This is a genomic window from Flavobacterium sp. W21_SRS_FM6, from assembly GCF_052119645.1.
Taxonomy (GTDB): Bacteria; Pseudomonadota; Gammaproteobacteria; order Enterobacterales; family Alteromonadaceae; genus Paraglaciecola.
In genome coordinates, this window is the sequence record NZ_JBGQOM010000014.1 from 88963 (window position 1) to 106576 (window position 17614).

Below are 17614 nucleotides of genomic sequence, written 5' to 3' on the forward strand. Positions count from 1 at the left end.
GCGACTGAATCACTACCCGAATTAAGAGGACAACCCCATGATTATAGATTGCCATGGTCACTATACGACCGCGCCTGAGCCCTTACAATTGTTCAGAGAAGCGCAGATAAAAGCCTTTAAAGAAGGAAAAGCCTTACCCGAAGTGCCCCATATCACAGACGACCAAATTCGTGAGAGCATCGACAAGAATCAAATTAAACTGCTAGATGAACGTGGTTTAGATATGACAATTTTTTCACCTCGAGCTTCTGCGATGGCCCATCATATCGGCGATGAAGCAGTATCAAAACAATGGACCTCGGCATGTAATGATTTAATTTCCCGTGTGGTGGATTTATATCCGCAGCGTTTTATTGGCGTGTGTCAGTTGCCACAGTCTGTAGGCGTTCCCATTAAAAATTCTATCGAAGAATTAGAACGTTGCGTCGTCGAAAAAGGATTTGTTGGCTGTAACTTAAACCCTGATCCTTCAGGTGGTCACTGGAACTCAGCGCCTTTAACAGATCCCAGTTGGTATCCTTTTTACGAGAAAATGGTAGAGCTGGATGTGCCTGCCATGATTCACGTATCTGGCTCGTGTAATCCTAATTTTCATGCCACAGGGGCACACTACATGAATGCTGATACCACGGCCTTTATGCAGTTTTTAGAAGGTAATTTGTTTAAAGACTTTCCAGAATTACGTTTTATTATTCCTCATGGCGGAGGTGCTGTTCCTTATCATTGGGGACGCTATCGTGGTTTAGCGGATATGCTTAAACAACCTCCGCTGCGCGAACATGTGATGAAAAACGTGTACTTTGATACCTGTGTTTATCATCAGCCGGGTATCGATTTATTGTTTAAGGTGATTGATATCGAAAATATTTTGTTTGGTTCAGAAATGATTGGCGCTGTGCGCGGTATCGACCCTGAAACCGGTCACTATTTTGATGATACTAAACGTTACGTTGACAGTCTGAAACTGTCTGATGCAGACCGGACCAAAGTGTATTCAGGCAATGCGCGCCGTGTGTACCCCGGCCTCGGTCGTAAATTAACAGGAATGGGTTTATGACACATTTTACAAAAGATGCAGACTGGTTAGACTGGCATCCATCTCCCTCTAAACCAAGGTTTATTGTGCCACCAGGCGCGGTCGACGCTCATTGCCATGTGTTTGGCCCAGGCGCTGAATTCCCTTTTGCCCCTGAGCGCAAATACACGCCTTGTGATGCCTCCAAAGCCCAGCTTTGGAACTTGCGCGATTATCTTGGTTTTAGCCGTAATGTCGTGGTGCAAGCCACCTGTCATGGCGCCGATAACCGTGCCTTAGTTGACGCACTAAACGCCTCCCATGGCATGGCTCGAGGCGTTGCTACCGTCAAAGAAAGTATTACTGATGCTGAACTTGAAACCTTACATCAAGCGGGTGTGCGCGGTGTGCGGTTTAACTTTGTAAAGCGCTTAGTCGATGCCTTACCCTTTGATTCGTTGAAGCGTATTGCCGCCCGTATTAAAGAGCTAGATTGGCACATCGTGATTTATTTTGAAGGACAAGAGCTGCCGGAGCTTTATGACTTTTTTACCAGTTTACCTACTACAGTCGTGGTGGATCACATGGGTCGGCCTGATGTGAGTAAACCGATTGATGGTCCAGAATTTGCCCTGTTTTTAAAGCTGATGGGTGATAACGAAAACTTTTGGTCAAAAGTAAGTTGTCCAGAACGCTTGTCGCTGCTTGGCCCAACAAAGCATTATGTTGATGTGGTGCCTTTTGCGCGTACCGTGGTTGAACAGTTTCCTGATCGCGTTTTATGGGGCACCGACTGGCCACATCCGAATATGAAAACTCATATGCCTGATGATGGACAATTAGTTGATATGATCCCAATGATTGCGCCAACCGCCCAGTTGCAACACAAGTTGTTAGTGGATAATCCCATGCGCCTCTACTGGTCTTAAGAGAAAGGAGTAAACATGTCATTAGCTAAACCTTATAAGAATATTCCCGGCACCACTATTTTCGATGCTGAAATGGGGCGTTTGGGTTATCACTTAAATCAATTTTGCATGTCATTAATGAAAGCAGAAAACCGTGCCCGTTTTAAAGCCAATGAGCGCGTTTACCTTGATGAATGGCCTATGAGCGAAGAACAAAAATTAGCAGTCATGGCGCGCGATTACAACCGGATGATGGCCACTGGTGGCAACATCTATTTTTTAGCAAAAATATTTTCAAGTGACGGTTTAAGTTTTCAATTTGCTGCTGCCACGATGACAGGCATGAGCCAACCAGACTATGCACAAATGATGCTGCAAGGCGGTCGTTCGCCTCAGGGCAACATGTATGAAGGAGACATTTAATGGCAAAAATTACTGCAGGTGTTGCTACCTCTCATGTGCCTGCCATTGGGGCGGCCATTGATAATGGTAAGACTCAAGATGCGTATTGGCAGCCCTTGTTTGCCGGTTACGATTTTGGTAAAGAATGGATAAAGCAGCAAAAGCCCGATGTGGTGATTTTGGTATACAACGATCACGCTTCTGCCTTTGATATGAACATTATTCCTACCTTTGCATTGGGCTGTGCGCCAACTTTTGCGCCTGCCGATGAAGGGTGGGGGCCGCGTCCAGTGCCCAGTGTTATGGGTTATCCAGAATTGGCTTCGCATATTGCTCAGTCGGTTATTCAACAAGATTTTGACTTAACGATTATTAACCAAATGGATGTGGATCACGGATTAACCGTGCCTATGTCATTGATGTTTGGTCAGCCAGAAGCGTGGCCTTGTAGAGTGATCCCACTGGCCGTAAATGTGGTGTTGTATCCCGCCCCATCAGGAAAACGCTGTTACAACTTAGGAAAGGCAATCCGCAAAGCTGTTGACAGTTTTGACGAAGATCTGAATGTGCAAATTTGGGGCACAGGTGGTATGAGCCACCAGTTGCAGGGGCCTCGGGCCGGATTAATTAATAAAGAATTTGATAATGCCTTTTTAGACCGTATCGTGGATGACGCTGAAAGTTTGGCCGACATGCCCCATTTTGATTATCTCAATCAAGCGGGCTCTGAAGGGGTTGAATTAGTGATGTGGCTGATTATGCGCGGCGCCTTAAACGACAAAGTGAAGCTGAAAAAACGTTTCTATCATGTTCCTGCGTCTAATACTGCGGTTGGCCATCTTATTTTAGAAAATGATTAGGAGTTGATGATGAAAGTAATAGTGGTAGGCCCAGGTGCCTTTGGTATCAAACATTTAGATGGTATTAAAAATATTGACGGCGTAGAAGTGGTTGCCCTTGTGGGTCGTTCTGCTGAGAAAACCCAAAAAGTCGCGGATGACTATGGCATTCCACAGGTTTTTACTGACCTGGCTGAAGCACTTAAAATTGACGCTGACGCGGTTATCTTGTGTACACCAACTCAGCAACATGCAGAACAATCCATTCAGTGTATGCAAGCGGGTAAACACGTTCAGGTTGAGATCCCTCTTGCGGATAGTTGGGCTGATTCACAAGCGGTGGTTAACACGCAGCAAGAGACCGGATTAACCTGCATGGTTGGTCATACTCGTCGCTTTAATCCCTCACACCAATGGATACACAAGCGTATTACTGCGGGCGAACTCAACATTCAACAAATGGATGTACAAACCTATTTCTTCCGACGCAAAAATATTAATGCCAAAGGCGAAGCGCGATCTTGGACCGATCATTTGTTGTGGCACCATGCTGCCCATACAGTTGATTTATTTGCTTATCAGGCTGGCAGTAAGATTGTCAAAGCCAATGCTATACAAGGGCCGATACATCCTGAGTTAGGTATAGCACTAGACATGTCGATTCAACTGCAAGCTGAAAACGGCGCCATTTGTACCTTGTCACTGTCTTTTAATAACGACGGCCCCTTAGGGACGTTCTTCCGCTACATATGTGATAACGGCACTTACATTGCCCGGTATGACGATTTAGTTGATGGCAAAGAAAGCGCGATTGATGTGTCGAATGTTGACGTATCGATGAATGGCATTGAGTTACAAGACCGGGAATTTTTTGCCGCTATTAAAGAAGGCCGTGAGCCTAATTCAAGTGTGGGTCAAGTATTGGCTTGTTATAAAGTGCTACATGATCTTGAACAACAATTGGCTTAATTTTTAGAACAAAACAAAGAAGGGCTTCATTTTGAAACAACGCGCTATTGCCGGACAATGGGTATCAGAAATAGGTTTGGGCTGTATGAATTTAAGCCATGCCTACGGTCATCCTTTAACAGAAAGCGAAGCCGCTAAGGTTGTCAATGAAGCCCTCGATATTGGTGTAACACACTTTGATACGGCTGCCCTATATGGATTTGGCCAAAACGAATTACTGTTAGGTAAATTACTTAAGGCGCAGCGCCATAATCTCTTTTTAGCCAGCAAGTGCGGTATGACAGGCGTAGACGGCAAGCGGGTTATCGATGGTCGACCAGCCACTTTACGTTTAACCATTGAGCAAGCTCTAACAAGCTTACAAACTGACGTGCTGGACCTGTACTACTTGCATCGCTGGGATAAGGAAGTCCCCATTGAAGACAGCGTAGGAGAGTTAAGCAATATGGTGGCTGAAGGTAAAATAAAAGCGATCGGTTTATGCGAAGTTTCTTCAGCGACCTTACGCAAGGCTCATGCGGTGCACCCGATTGCTGCGCTGCAAACTGAATACTCCTTATGGACTCGCAATGCTGAAATTTCAGTACTCGAAACCTGTCAGCAGCTCGGCACTGCATTTGTGGCGTTCTCACCATTGGCTCGTGGCTTTTTGAGTGGTCAAGTAAAAGATAAAAATGACTTAGTTGATGGGGATATCCGTAAGGGAATGCCGCGCTTTCAAGCCGAGCATATGCAAAAGAATCTGCCTCTGCTTACTGAACTTAACATGCTTAGTGACGAATTACATTGCTCGATGCCCCAACTCGCCTTAGCGTGGCTATTAGGTCAAGGTGAGCATATTCATCCTATTCCGGGCACCACAAATGTGGGGCATTTACGTGACAATATCGGCGCCTCTAAAGTCACGCTTAAGCAAGTACACATAGAGAAACTAAATCAGCTATTTGCTCCAGAATGTATTAGTGGACCGCGTTATCCAGCGGCTACCCAATTAGAAATTGATACTGAAGAATTCTAAAAATTGCCTAATTGGCACTCGACGATAATAAGAAAGTAAACCCATATAAAAATAATAAAAACCAAAAATTAACCTCTGTACCCAACTACAAAAAGGAAATTATCACTATGAGTGCTTTGCGAGAATCCGTCGACCACAGTGACGTACAACCCATCGATTTGTCTTCTATAGGCATTAATAATACTAGCGAAATTCTGTATAACCCCAGTTATGAGCAGCTATTTATCGAAGAAACCGCGCCCCATTTAACAGGTTTCGAAAAAGGCTATGTCACTGAACTAGGCGCAATTTCTGTAGATACAGGGGTATTTACAGGCCGTTCACCTAAAGATAAATACATCGTACTAGATGACACGACCCGGGATACCATTTGGTGGTCTGATCAAGGTAAAAATGATAATAAAGCGATGTCTCCTGATACGTGGTCACACTTAAAAGGCTTAGTGACTACCCAATTGTCAGGTAAACGCTTGTTTGTGGTTGATGCGTATTGTGGCGCTAATCAAGATACGCGTTTAAGCGTGCGGTTTATTACTGAAGTAGCGTGGCAAGCTCACTTCGTAAAAAACATGTTTATTCGCCCTAGTGATGCCGAGTTAGCTACCTTTGAACCCGATTTTGTGGTGATGAATGGGGCCAAAGTTGTCAATGACAAATGGCAGGAGCAGGGTTTAAATTCTGAGAATTTTATTGCCTTTAACTTAAGTGAAAAGATTCAGATCATTGGTGGCACTTGGTACGGCGGCGAAATGAAGAAAGGTATGTTCTCGATGATGAACTACTTTTTACCGCTAAAAGGTATCGCTTCAATGCACTGCAGTGCCAACGTAGGCGAAAAAGGCGATGTGGCGATCTTTTTTGGCTTATCGGGCACCGGCAAAACCACCTTATCAACGGATCCTAAACGCCAACTGATTGGTGATGACGAGCACGGCTGGGATGATAACGGTATCTTTAATTTTGAAGGGGGCTGTTATGCAAAAACCATTAATCTCAGTCAAGAGAACGAACCCGATATATATCAGGCGATCCGTCGCGATGCGCTGTTAGAAAACGTTGCAGTGGATAATAGAGGTAATATCGATTTTGATGATAATTCGAAAACCGAAAATACCCGAGTTTCATACCCCTTGTATCATATTGAAAACATTGTAAAACCCGTATCACGAGCCGGTCATGCTAATAAAGTTATCTTTTTAACCGCCGATGCTTTTGGGGTTTTGCCGCCGGTATCAAAACTAACACCAGAACAAGCAGAGTATTATTTTTTGTCTGGTTTTACCGCTAAACTTGCTGGTACAGAGCGCGGAATTACCGAGCCAAGCCCGACTTTTTCAAGTTGTTTTGGCGCCGCATTTTTAAGTTTGCACCCGACCAAATACGCCGAAGTATTACGTAAGCGCATGCAAGACTCAGGGGCACAAGCCTACTTGGTTAATACGGGCTGGAATGGGTCGGGTAAACGGATTTCTATTAAAGATACCCGGGCAATTATTGATGCCATATTAGATGATTCGATTGAGCAGCATCCAAGCAGTAATTTACCTATTTTTAATTTACGCATCCCGCAAACCATTAAAGGTGTCGATACCCAAGTACTTGACCCCCGTAATACCTACGCCAGTGCACAGCAATGGCAAGATAAAGCGCAAGACTTAGCCGGCCAGTTTATCAGTAACTTTGTTAAGTTTACTGATGTGGACAATGGCAAAGCGTTGGTGGCCTGTGGACCACAGCTTAATAGCTGATCGGTCTTATTGCCCGCCAAAGCAGGTGGGGCGCAGGCTTCAACAAGCTAAACGTGGTTAATGTTGAATTGTTTTTGAACAGACAATACGGCATTAACCTTTTTTATTGAGAGGGTGCGCGCTGATTCTATGGAGTTTTTAAGCAACGATATGTTAGGGCCCGCGGTGGCCGCGGGCTTGATCATTCTAGCGGGTTTTACTTCCTTAATAACCGCGGCTTTTGGGGCTGGCGGGGGCTTGTTATTATTGGTCGTAATGGCCTCTATCTTACCCATGGCCGTGGTGATACCGGTGCATGGACTAGTGCAATTAGGCTCTAATGCCAACAGAGCGGTGATGACTTTTCGCCATATTGATTACAAGTTATTGCTGTATTTTTCGTTGGGCGGTAGCTTTGGGGCGCTGTTGTCATCACATTTAGTGATGCTGATACCGCTTGAAATGATGAAGGTTTTTATCGCAATATTTGTGCTCTATATACTGTGGCTCAAGCCCCCATCCACTGCGCCAAGCTCACATCTGGTTGATGGAATATATGGTTTATTCACGACATTTCTATCAATGTTTGTGGGAGCCAGCGGACCATTAGTGGGCAGTTTTCTTTTCTCCAAGGGCTATGACAAATTACGTTTTACCGCGTCATTTTCAAGCTGTTTAACCTTTCAACATAGTGTGAAGGCCATTGTGTATACCGTAGTTGGTTTTTCTTTTTGGCAATGGTTGCCTCTGGTGATTGCCATGATCCTCAGCGGAACCCTCGGCACGTGGTTGGGTCTGCGCTTGCTGAAGAAGCTACCTGAGCAAAAATTCAGTTTTATTTTTAAAGTGATATTGACTGTTTTATCAATACAATTAGGCTGGCAATTTATAGCCAGCCTTTAAACACCCAAGCCAGGTTTTTAACGTAACATCTGACTAGTCATGAGTAACCACGAGTAATAGCACGCTCGCACCCTGTATGTGATAGGGGTGCATGATAGTGTTTATGCCGTGAATTTACGTTTGGGCCAAGCGCACCGGGCATCACCAGCCACGTAATCACTTTAATAGCTTCGGTGACGCCTTTTTTCATGATCGGGGGATTACTCAATTCACACAGTTTTTCTGGGTCATTAATAATGTCATCCATACGCTGCAAAGCAAAACCGGGGTTTATCAGGTTCGCTCATTCGCCTTGTAATCAATGAGATAAACTGCCTGTGCCAAGAATAACTCCTCTTCTGTTTTCAGGGTAACTTTTCACTGCCTTACGCAGTGCCTTGGGTAAGGCAACACATCGTTTAGCACTTGCTAGAGGGGACCGTATTTAGCGCAACGCCAGTAACTTGCATGGCCAACTTGCTAAGTGACGCATCATTAGGTTCATGGGCACGATGCAAACATGGTCGACTTTCATCTTTAAAACTTGTCATATCGAAGTTTTGTCTGATGAGTGATTCGGCAACTTGCAATGAGCAATGGCCTGCATATGTAAGGTTCATAAAATATGAGCTTGTGGTGTTAAATCATCGCAAGACATGCTTTTATACAATGAAATAACCAACGGTGCTTACAGGAAGAACAGATGCAAAACAAAGGTGAATATGGCTCAGCGTCTAACCACTATATTAGTGCCTTGTATCATCGAGCGCGCAAAATTGGCCTTGACGCTGATAACTTACTCGCGTCGGCCAATATTCTGCAAGACGTGATAGACAAGCCTGATGTACGTGTTAGAACTGAAGATCTGTCGGCTTTTCAAAAAGCCTGCTGGGATGCAGCAAAAGAAGAAAGTATGGGGGTATTGCCCGTCAGACTTGAACTAGGCACCTATTATATGATGGGTAAATTAACGGTTAATCAACCTACCTTGCAAAAAGCCCTTGAGTTAGGTGCGAGGTTTTATAATTTAGTCACCCGTTTTTCATTTATTGAATTAAAAGTCGGTCCTGATGTGACCTTGATGTCATTCAATCAGGTTAAACCGCAAGACGATCATGGACATTTGTTTGCTGAGATGTGCTTATTAGCGTGGCATCGTTATGCGTCTTGGCTGATTGTTGACTCGTTGCCTTTAATCGAAACGCGTTTTAATTATCCCAATCCACCGCACGCCCGAGAGTACAGCTATCTGTTTCCGGGGGTCCATAAATTTAACTGTGACTCACTCAGCTTGGTGTTTCCTAGCGCGTATTTATCACGCCCCGTAAAACAAAATGAAGCGTCGCTTAAGTCGTTTATGCACAATTGTCCACTTGAGTTATTTCGCCAGTACAAAGCGGATTATAGCGTGTCAGCTGAAGTAAAACGTATCCTTAAAAGTAATATCACTGAAGGTAATAATTCGATAGATGATATTGCAGCCATCCTGTACATGACGAGTCGTACGGTCATGCGGCGCTTAAAAGATGAAGGGTCGTCTTTTCAACAAATCAAAGATGTAGTGCGCCGTGATAAAGCCATTAATTTATTAACCTTATACTCGTTGCCTGTTAAAGAGGTGGCAGAAAAAGTCGGGTTTTCCGATCCTGCCGTGTTTACTCGTGCATTCAGAGGTTGGACGGGCCTTTCACCACGTCAATACCGAGATAATTTTAATCGAGAGCTTACGTCTTAATGGACCACTAAATCTATCATGCCATTCTTGGTGTCACTGGTCGGTCGCATTTTTACCTGAGGTCTGAACTGATTCATTTAACTTTTCCACCTCATCCTCCTAACTATCTTGTTAATCCTAAGTATTGAGGCTGCCTTTCTTGATTGAAACAGTCTAGATATTAAGCTTAATTTTTGTTTACTCAGCCTAATTGTCCATTTTTGCAAATCAATTGTTTGGTAAATAACGTTTGTTGTTGGCGCTATTATGGCTGAACATCTGTTTAAATAATGTAAACAAAATCGCATTTACTTGTTAAGCGTTCAGTTGACTTACAAATAAAGCATTGATTTGTTTAATTCATTTTTTTGCCTTCATACAACAGATAATTCAAGGAATTTGATTAATGAGTAAGTTTATCAAGATTAATGAGATAACTATTTCATCGGATCATTACATCGGCGGTCAACGGGTCGCAGCAGAGCATTATCTAGAGGTGTTTTCTCCCATCGATGGTCAAGTACTCGGCCAGGTTGCTAATGGCAGTCCTAGCATAATTAATCAAGCTATCGAAGCTGCTGAGCGTGCATTTCCTGCGTGGGCTGCCTTAAGCGCCGCCGAGCGTAAAGTTTACTTAGACAAGTTTGCTGATGAAATTGGCAAACGTGCTGATGAGTTTGCTTTGACAGAAAGTACCGATGCAGGGGTATTGTTTTCTCGTATGCAACATGGCGTTGTGGGCCGAGCGCAACTTAATATTCGCCACTTTGCAGAACATGCCCTACGTTTGCAAAATCACAGCATTGATACCAAGCAAGCTGAACACTTAGTTCGTCATGATCCTGCTGGGGTAGTCGTTATCATCACCCCTTGGAATGCGCCGTTGATGTTATCTACATGGAAACTTGGTCCAGCGCTGGCGTCAGGCAATACGTGTATATTAAAAGCGCCAGAATGGGCGCCGTGCACCAGTTCATTGTTAGCCGATGCTGCGCAGGCTGCCGGTATACCGCCAGGTGTTTTTAATGTTGTGCAGGGCACGGGTCTTGAGTCAGGTGCTGGCCTGGTTGCCGACCCACGAATTGCGCGCGTGTCCTTTACCGGATCGGTGCCTACCGCAAAACTTATCGCGCAATCTGCCGCGCAAAATTTAGTGCCGTGCAGCTTAGAGTTAGGCGGCAAAAGCCCTTTTATTGTATTAGCCACGGCGGATATCGATAACGCCGCCGCTACTGCCGCATTGATGTATCGAAACGCCGGACAAGTGTGTTTGGCCGGCACGCGTTTACTGGTGCATGAATCCATTAAAGATGAATTTGTTGAGGCGATGCGCGCCTATGTCGAGGCCTTAAACGTGGGCGACCCGCGAGATCCAGCTACAGAAGTGGGGCCTATTATTCATCAGCGTCAAGTTGAGCGTGTCGCTGGATTTATTGAGCGCGCCAAAGCGGCCGGAGCAGTCGTGTTGTGGGGCGCAGAAAAACACCCTTTTGGCGAACTGTATTTTAAACCCACCTTACTGACCAACGTTAAACAAGATGACGAAATTGTACAAAACGAAGTGTTTGGTCCGGTGTTGACCTTACAAACCTTTAGCCATGACGACGAGCTCATTGCCATGGCGAATGGCACTGACTATGGGCTTGGTGGTGTGTGTTACGGCGAACAACAACATGCGACTGAGATTGCCAAACGTGTCAGAACCGGGTTTATCTGGGTGAACAGTTTTGGAATTCGTGATTTAGAAGCGCCTTTTGGTGGCATCAAACGCTCGGGTATAGGCCGCGAAGGGGGCAACTGGAGCTTCGAATTTTTTTGCGACATCAAAGATGTAGTGGTGCCCAAAAAACCATTTAGAGCCAGTTTTAGTCAACGCTAATTGGCGTTTTAAAATAAGTATAAGGAATCATTTTATGGGACAAATAGTTGGAGCCGCATTGCTATCTCATCACCCTGGGCTGATGCAAAACGAAGAAATGCGCAAGTTAATGGGCGCAGGAACAGACTCCGATCTGATTGCGGGTTATGCCAAAGTGCGTAAAAAAATTGAAGCATTAAAGCCCGATACCGTAATTATTTTTGATAGTCATTGGTTTACCACGGGCTTTCATTTAGTCGATGGCCGAGGGCGCATTAAGGGCAACTACGTGAGCTCTGAAATGCCATGGTATTTATTTGGTGTGGACTACGACTTTAACGGTAACCCAGAGCTTGCCAATCACATCAATGATGCGGGTTTGGAAATGGGGGTGAGAGTGCGATCTACCGCTAATGATGGTATGCACAAAGAATACGCCACCATTAATATTATCAAGCAGCTGCATCTAGAGCGTTTAGGTATCAAAGTAGTGTCTGCTAGCTGTTGCCAAAATTGTCGTTGGGATCAGTTCTTGCCAGCCGGCGAAACCATCGCTCAAGGTATCAAAAACAGTGATGCCAAAGTGGTGTTAATTGCCTCAGGAGCCTTGAGTCATCGTTTTAACAATATTGATTGGGAGCCGGTCAATCCGCGGATTTATCATGAGTCCAATGTCTCCAGCCCTGAAAACGTGGCCAGTGACAAGGTGGCTATTGCGTTGATGGAACAAGGCAATCATGAACAAATCATTAACAACTGGGAAAGCGAATATAAACAACGTAACTGGGAGGCGTTTGGCGGTCATTACTTACAAATGCTAGGCGCCCTAGGTGGCGTAAACTGCAAGGCTAAGGGAACGGTTATGTCTGACTACGAAAACGCGCGAGGCACCGGTAATGTGCAAATATGGTTTGATGTTAAGGAATAAGCAATGAATTTTGAATTTCCATTAAAAAATACACCACAAGTGATGATTGGCCCACGCATTGAAAGAAGACGGGTATTAATCGGTGGCAGTGCCTATTGGGGCACCATAATTGAAAGTGGTAATGAACAGGGTAAACTCAGATTAGATGATGGTCGAGTGCTTGAAACGGAACACCTCGTTTACTTACCGCCTGTTGCGCCAAGTAAAATTATCGCTATTCATATCTCTTACACCTCAAGAAGTATGGAGACCCGCAAGCGTCCAAAACCAACCGCTTATCCAACATATTTCACCAAACCTCCGACGGCACTTAATGGCCACAATGGAGAAATTCTCAAGCCAGATGATTGCCAGTATCTCAATTATGAAGGTGAGTACGCGGTAGTAATCAGTAAAACCTGTCGCAATGTACTACCTGACGAAGCCTGGGACTATATAGAAGGATTCTGCCCGGCTTTAGATATGGGGTTGCAAAATTTCCGTGATACCGACCAAGGTTCAATGTTACGAGTGAAAGGTGCAGATACCTTATTACCCATTGGCCCCGGCATTGTGCGCGGCGTTAATTTATTTGACCAAACCCTGACAACTTACGTTAATGGCGAAGTCGTGCAACAAGCCCATGTAGGCGATGAAACCATTTGGGGCCCACATTACGCCATTGCTGATATTGCGCGCCATATTACCCTCAATGCTGGAGACGTTATTTTGATGGGTACGCCTTGTCATTCTCGTTCGGTGGATCCTGGTGATGTTGTTGAGTGTGAAATTACCAATATTGGCCGTATAAAAGGTACGGTAAAAGCGATTCCCGCACCACGGGCATCCGCCCTTGATTGTGGTCATCAACCCACAGACAGCGATGAAGTAAGACGGGTTGCCTTAGGTTTTGATGAAAATGTCGAGCCACGCTTTCCTCACGCTTTAAAAGTAGCGAAAAGCAAAAAATAGCGGTTTAAGTACGCTCACAAATAAGTAAGGGAGAATTAAGCATGTTGTCGCACGATGTTATTAGTGAATTGGCCCAAGAGCTCTATTCAGCGCGAAAAAACCGCACACAAGTGCGCCACATATCCAAGCGCTACCCACAGATGACTATTGAGGATGGGTACGCCATTCAACGTGAATGGGTCAAACTTGAAATCGCTGATGGCCGCGTAGTGAAAGGGCGTAAAATTGGGTTAACGTCAAGAGCTATGCAGCTGTCAGCACAGATCACCGAGCCAGATTACGCCCCACTAATGGATGACATGTTTTTTGATTCAGGCACCGATATTGATATTTCGCAGTTTATTTTGCCTCGCATTGAAGTCGAACTAGCGTTTATTTTAAAAAGCCCCCTTAAGGGCCCAAATGTGACACTATTTGATGTGCTAAGAGCCACAGAATATGTGATCCCCGCATTAGAAATTATTGACGCTCGTATTGAGCAGCTTGACCGCGACACCAAGGCGCCGCGTAAGGTATTTGATACTATCTCAGATTTTGCCGCCAATGCAGGTATTGTGATGGGCGGTCAGCCGGTCAAACCCGATGCGGTAGATCTGCGCTGGGTAGGAGCCATGATGTACAAAAATGCGGTTATCGAAGAAACGGGCTTAGCGGCAGGTGTATTAAATCATCCTGCCATAGGGGTTGCATGGTTAGCCAATAAAATAGCGCCTTATAATGAGCAATTAAATGTGGGGGATGTGGTACTCAGTGGTTCATTTACGCGGCCCGTGGCCGCCCAAGCGGGTGATACCTTTGTGGTGGATTACGGTGCATTGGGCAATGTGTCTTGTCGCTTTATTTGAGCGTGGCAATATAAAATAAGAACAATGAAATGAAGCTACCGAAAAATAGTTTTAAACAGCAAATTAAAGCAGGCCAGCAACAAATCGGTGTATGGGCTGCTTTGGCGAGCGCTTATAGCGTTGAGCTAATTGCCAATACAGAATTTGATTGGCTCCTCATAGACAGCGAGCATGCACCCAATGACACCCGCAGTGTACTAACGCAACTGCAAGCCGTTGCGGCTTATCCTATTCAAGCCATAGTCAGACCACCAATCGGTGATACCGCGCTTATCAAACAATACCTCGATTTGGGGGTGCAAACCTTGTTGGTCCCCATGGTTGAGGACGCAGAACAAGCTAAACAAATTGTGGCGGCAACCCGTTATCCTCCTCAGGGAATAAGGGGAGTAGGGGCCGGTTTAGCCCGTGCGTCTCGTTGGAATCAAGTTGATGACTACCTCGAGCAATGCCAACAGGAGATTTGTGTCATTGTGCAAGTTGAATCTGTCACTGCCTTACAAAATTTAAACGCCATTGCCGCGGTAGAGGGAGTAGACGGCGTATTTTTTGGTCCGGCTGACTTATCGGCTTCAATGGGTTTGCTGGGGAAACAAAACGACAAACAAGTTGTAGATGCCATCATTGAAGGCATTCAATTAGTGAGAAAAACCGGCAAGGCTGCTGGAGTATTAGCGACTGACCCTGCAGTCGCACAAGCGTATTTAGCAAACGGAGCTTTATTTGTTGCGGTGGGAGTGGATACGACCTTATTGGTCAATGCTGCCAAACATTTGTGTGCAACATTCAAAGGCAAGTCATCTACTCAAACCACATCCCCATCCGCATATTAGTTTTGCGGGTGATAGGTACAGATAATCGACCGAAAAGGCGTAGTTATGGAAAATAGTATTCAACAAAAAACCAACTGGTTAACACTGGCTTTGTGTTTTGTTACCACCATCTTTGAAGGCTTGGATTTGCAATCAATGGGCGTTGCAGCGCCAAAAATAGTGGCAGAATTAGCAATAGACTCCAACGAAATGGGCTTAATTGCCAGTGCAAGTTCAGTGGGATTACTCATTGGTGCGCTGTTTGGCGGCATGGTGTCTGACTATATTGGTAGAAAATGGGTGCTTATTTGGTCAGTAGTCGCCTTTGGAACGTTGTCGGTACTCACGCCTTTTGCCTGGGATCCAAATTCACTCATCGCTATTCGTTTTGGTACCGGCTTAGGCATGGGTGGTGCTTTACCAATGATCATCGCCATTGCCGCCGAAGCAGTTGATCCTAAACGTCGAGCAGGGGTGGTGACCATGATGTATTGCGCCACACCTATAGGCGGTTTTATTGCTACCTTTATTGCTTTAGCGTCAGATGAGTGGCGTAACATCTTTTATGTCGGTGGCCTTGCTCCTTTATTGTTGGTCCCTGTTTTGGTTAAGTATTTACAAGAATCAAAGGTATTTACCGATGCTCAACAAGCTCGAAATAATACTGACAATGCGCCCAGTATTAGCGTCAGCAATGCCCTGTTTGGTGAAAAAAGAGCCATGCCCACACTGTATATTTGGCTGGGCTTTTTATGTTCAGTGGCGGTGTTATATTTATTACTTAACTGGCTACCGCTATTATTAGTGGGTAAAGGTTTCAGTAGTGCCCAAGCGAGCAAAGTACAAATGGTATTTAATGTGGGTGGTTCAACTGGCGCACTATTACTTGGCTATTTAATTACTCGCTACAGCCCCCGCTGGATATTTGCCTTTGTTACCGTAGCCATTGCACTTGCACTCATTAGTCTTGCTGGACTTGAACACAACATGGCCTATGCTATTTTAGCCGGTTTGGTGGTGGGGATTTTTGCCAACGGTTTAGTGTTTTTGCTATACGGGCAAGCGGGGGCGTACTACCCCACACGTTTTCGTGGCACCGGTGTCGGCTCGGCTGTTGCAGTAGGTCGTATGGGCGCCATCATTGGGCCTCTCATGGCCGGTGTGTTATTAAGCGCCGATGTAAGTCCTTCTCAGGTACTTCTTTATATCTTACCTCTTGTGTTAGTCGCTGGCGGCGCGATTCAGTTGCTCTTTTTCTGCCCCAAATCTGAGAGTGAGGAATAATATGCAGCAACAATTTAAGCTACTTATCAACGGCGAGTGGGTTGCTGGTAAAGCAGTAAGCGCCAATATTAATCCATCCGATACCAGTGATGTGATTGGCGAATATGCACAGGCCGATGAAAATCTAACGCTACATGCCATTGACGCGGCTAAAACCGCATTTAAATCGTGGTCTGTGAGCTCTATTCAACAACGTTTTGATCTGCTCGATACTGTTGGCACCGAGATTTTAGCGCGTAAAGACGAACTATCGACGCTACTAGCCCTTGAGGAAGGCAAAACCAAAGCCGAAGCCTTAGGTGAGGTAACGCGAGCTGGGCAAATTTTTAAGTTTTTTGCTGGAGAATGTGTGCGTCTAACTGGCGACAAACTAGCGTCCATCAGACCAGGCATAGAAATCGAAATTACCCGAGAACCTATTGGCGTTGTGGGCTTGATCACGCCGTGGAATTTTCCTATTGCTATTCCGGCTTGGAAAATAGCACCGGCGTTAGCATATGGTAATACGGTGGTATTTAAACCTGCAGAACTTGTACCTGGCTCTGCATGGGCTTTAGCCGATATTATTCATCGCGCAGGCGCACCAGCGGGTGTTTTTAACCTAGTGACTGGGCGTGGCTCTGTGGTGGGTGAAACCCTGGTCAATCATCCTGATGTTGCTGCGATTAGTTTTACTGGCTCGGAGAATACAGGACGTAATATTGCCGCTAAAGTAGTGGGGCGCATGGCTAAAGTGCAACTGGAAATGGGCGGAAAAAACCCCTTAGTTGTGCTGGATGATGCGGATCTAGAAATAGCCGCAGAAGTGGCAGTAAATGGCGCCTTTTATGCAACTGGACAGCGCTGTACCGCTTCATCACGGTTTATCGTTACAAGTGGTATTCATGACCGTTTTGTCGACGCGGTAATGGCAAAAATGCGTAAACTACAAGTCGGCCATGCCTTGGCGGCAGATACCTTAATTGGACCGGTGGTGGATAAAAATCAATTAGACATAGATTGCCACTATATTCAATTAGGTCAGCAGGAGGGCGCTAAACTGGCTTTTGGTGGTGAGGTATTACAAAGAAAGACTCAGGGTTTTTTCTTGCAGCCGGCTCTTTTCACTGAAACAAAGGTAGACATGCGCATTGCCAAAGAAGAGATTTTTGGACCGGTCGCCTGTGTGCTGAAAGTGGCAGACTATGAAGAGGCACTTACCATGGCAAACGAGACTAAATTTGGTCTTTCAAGCGGTATTGTTACTACATCGCTGAAGTACGCAAACCATTATAAGCGTCATGCCAAAAGTGGTATGGTCATGATCAATGCACCAACCGCTGGAGTAGATTACCACGTGCCCTTTGGAGGTAGCAAAGGCTCGAGTTATGGTGCTAGAGAGCAGGGGCGCTATGCCGCTGAGTTTTATACCACGGTAAAAACCGCTTATATTGCTTCGTAAAATCAGCGCTTTAGTGACACG

The 17614-nt window shown here is 45.3% G+C and carries 19 protein-coding genes; 16 read left to right on the forward strand and 3 right to left on the reverse strand.

The genetic code is table 11. The features are described 5' to 3' along the window. Nucleotides 1-37: 37 nt before the first annotated feature. The 8 genes from ACEN2L_RS18930 to ACEN2L_RS18965 all read left to right on the forward strand — a co-directional run bounded on the left by ACEN2L_RS18930 (nucleotide 38) and on the right by ACEN2L_RS18965 (nucleotide 7781). Nucleotides 38-1057, forward strand: coding sequence for an amidohydrolase family protein (locus ACEN2L_RS18930; protein ID WP_441745696.1), 1020 nt, complete (start codon nucleotides 38-40; stop codon nucleotides 1055-1057). Further along, a complete protein-coding gene (locus tag ACEN2L_RS18935; RefSeq protein ID WP_306020588.1) occupies nucleotides 1054-1944 on the forward strand; it encodes an amidohydrolase family protein in 891 nt (296 codons plus the stop codon). Before ACEN2L_RS18930 ends, ACEN2L_RS18935 begins: the two co-directional genes overlap by 4 nt. Before the next feature lie 15 nt (nucleotides 1945-1959). Next, a complete protein-coding gene (gene ligA / locus ACEN2L_RS18940) occupies nucleotides 1960-2346 on the forward strand; it encodes a protocatechuate 4,5-dioxygenase subunit alpha (protein WP_306020589.1) in 387 nt (128 codons plus the stop codon). Further along, nucleotides 2346-3185 carry a class III extradiol dioxygenase subunit beta gene (locus tag ACEN2L_RS18945; protein WP_306020591.1) on the forward strand — a complete coding sequence of 280 codons (840 nt, stop codon included), beginning with the start codon at nucleotides 2346-2348 and terminating at the stop codon, nucleotides 3183-3185. Before ligA ends, ACEN2L_RS18945 begins: the two co-directional genes overlap by 1 nt. A gap of 6 nt (nucleotides 3186-3191) precedes the next feature. Then, nucleotides 3192-4133, forward strand: coding sequence for a Gfo/Idh/MocA family oxidoreductase (locus ACEN2L_RS18950; RefSeq protein WP_306020592.1), 942 nt, complete (start codon nucleotides 3192-3194; stop codon nucleotides 4131-4133). 31 nt (nucleotides 4134-4164) lie between these two features. Beyond that, nucleotides 4165-5151: an aldo/keto reductase gene (locus ACEN2L_RS18955; RefSeq protein ID WP_441745699.1), complete on the forward strand. Its 987-nt coding sequence runs from the start codon at nucleotides 4165-4167 to the stop codon at nucleotides 5149-5151. 107 nt (nucleotides 5152-5258) lie between these two features. Beyond that, complete coding sequence (pckA, locus tag ACEN2L_RS18960) at nucleotides 5259-6899, forward strand: phosphoenolpyruvate carboxykinase (ATP) (protein WP_441745701.1); 1641 nt, start codon at nucleotides 5259-5261, stop codon at nucleotides 6897-6899. A 129-nt stretch (nucleotides 6900-7028) separates the two neighbouring features. Further along, nucleotides 7029-7781 carry a sulfite exporter TauE/SafE family protein gene (locus ACEN2L_RS18965; RefSeq protein ID WP_441745703.1) on the forward strand — a complete coding sequence of 251 codons (753 nt, stop codon included), beginning with the start codon at nucleotides 7029-7031 and terminating at the stop codon, nucleotides 7779-7781. Between the two features lie 37 nt (nucleotides 7782-7818). Here the strand turns inward: ACEN2L_RS18965 and ACEN2L_RS18970 are convergent, their stop codons facing one another. The 3 genes from ACEN2L_RS18970 to ACEN2L_RS18980 are packed head-to-tail and all read right to left on the reverse strand — an operon-like array spanning nucleotide 7819 to nucleotide 8380. Then, the gene (locus tag ACEN2L_RS18970) at nucleotides 7819-8028 is read right to left on the reverse strand and encodes a hypothetical protein (protein WP_441745705.1); all 210 of its coding nucleotides are present in this window, start codon (nucleotides 8026-8028) and stop codon (nucleotides 7819-7821) included. 51 nt (nucleotides 8029-8079) lie between these two features. Beyond that, the gene (locus ACEN2L_RS18975) at nucleotides 8080-8205 is read right to left on the reverse strand and encodes a hypothetical protein (protein ID WP_441745737.1); all 126 of its coding nucleotides are present in this window, start codon (nucleotides 8203-8205) and stop codon (nucleotides 8080-8082) included. Then, nucleotides 8180-8380: a hypothetical protein gene (locus ACEN2L_RS18980; RefSeq protein ID WP_441745706.1), complete on the reverse strand. Its 201-nt coding sequence runs from the start codon at nucleotides 8378-8380 to the stop codon at nucleotides 8180-8182. The genes ACEN2L_RS18975 and ACEN2L_RS18980 overlap by 26 nt, the downstream gene beginning before the upstream one ends. A gap of 83 nt (nucleotides 8381-8463) precedes the next feature. On the opposite strand from ACEN2L_RS18980, the gene ACEN2L_RS18985 reads away from it, so the two are divergent. The 8 genes from ACEN2L_RS18985 to ACEN2L_RS19020 all read left to right on the forward strand — a co-directional run bounded on the left by ACEN2L_RS18985 (nucleotide 8464) and on the right by ACEN2L_RS19020 (nucleotide 17593). Continuing rightward, the gene (locus tag ACEN2L_RS18985) at nucleotides 8464-9495 is read left to right on the forward strand and encodes an AraC family transcriptional regulator (RefSeq protein WP_441745708.1); all 1032 of its coding nucleotides are present in this window, start codon (nucleotides 8464-8466) and stop codon (nucleotides 9493-9495) included. Nucleotides 9496-9880: 385 nt separating this feature from the next. Then, nucleotides 9881-11353 (forward strand): aldehyde dehydrogenase family protein, encoded by a 1473-nt coding sequence (locus ACEN2L_RS18990; protein WP_441745710.1) that lies wholly within the window; start codon nucleotides 9881-9883, stop codon nucleotides 11351-11353. A 34-nt stretch (nucleotides 11354-11387) separates the two neighbouring features. Beyond that, nucleotides 11388-12260: a hypothetical protein gene (locus ACEN2L_RS18995; RefSeq protein WP_306023344.1), complete on the forward strand. Its 873-nt coding sequence runs from the start codon at nucleotides 11388-11390 to the stop codon at nucleotides 12258-12260. Between the two features lie 3 nt (nucleotides 12261-12263). After that, complete coding sequence (locus ACEN2L_RS19000) at nucleotides 12264-13211, forward strand: fumarylacetoacetate hydrolase family protein (RefSeq protein WP_306023345.1); 948 nt, start codon at nucleotides 12264-12266, stop codon at nucleotides 13209-13211. A gap of 41 nt (nucleotides 13212-13252) precedes the next feature. Then, entirely contained in the window at nucleotides 13253-14056 is an 804-nt protein-coding gene (gene hpaH / locus ACEN2L_RS19005) for a 2-oxo-hept-4-ene-1,7-dioate hydratase (RefSeq protein ID WP_441745713.1), read from the forward strand. A 29-nt stretch (nucleotides 14057-14085) separates the two neighbouring features. Then, nucleotides 14086-14889, forward strand: a complete 804-nt coding sequence (locus ACEN2L_RS19010; protein WP_306023347.1) for an HpcH/HpaI aldolase/citrate lyase family protein — start codon at nucleotides 14086-14088, stop codon at nucleotides 14887-14889. Between the two features lie 45 nt (nucleotides 14890-14934). Next, the gene (gene mhpT / locus ACEN2L_RS19015; RefSeq protein ID WP_306023348.1) at nucleotides 14935-16152 is read left to right on the forward strand and encodes a 3-(3-hydroxy-phenyl)propionate transporter MhpT; all 1218 of its coding nucleotides are present in this window, start codon (nucleotides 14935-14937) and stop codon (nucleotides 16150-16152) included. Between the two features lies 1 nt (nucleotide 16153). Continuing rightward, entirely contained in the window at nucleotides 16154-17593 is a 1440-nt protein-coding gene (locus ACEN2L_RS19020) for an aldehyde dehydrogenase family protein (protein ID WP_306023349.1), read from the forward strand. Nucleotides 17594-17614: the final 21 nt, after the last annotated feature.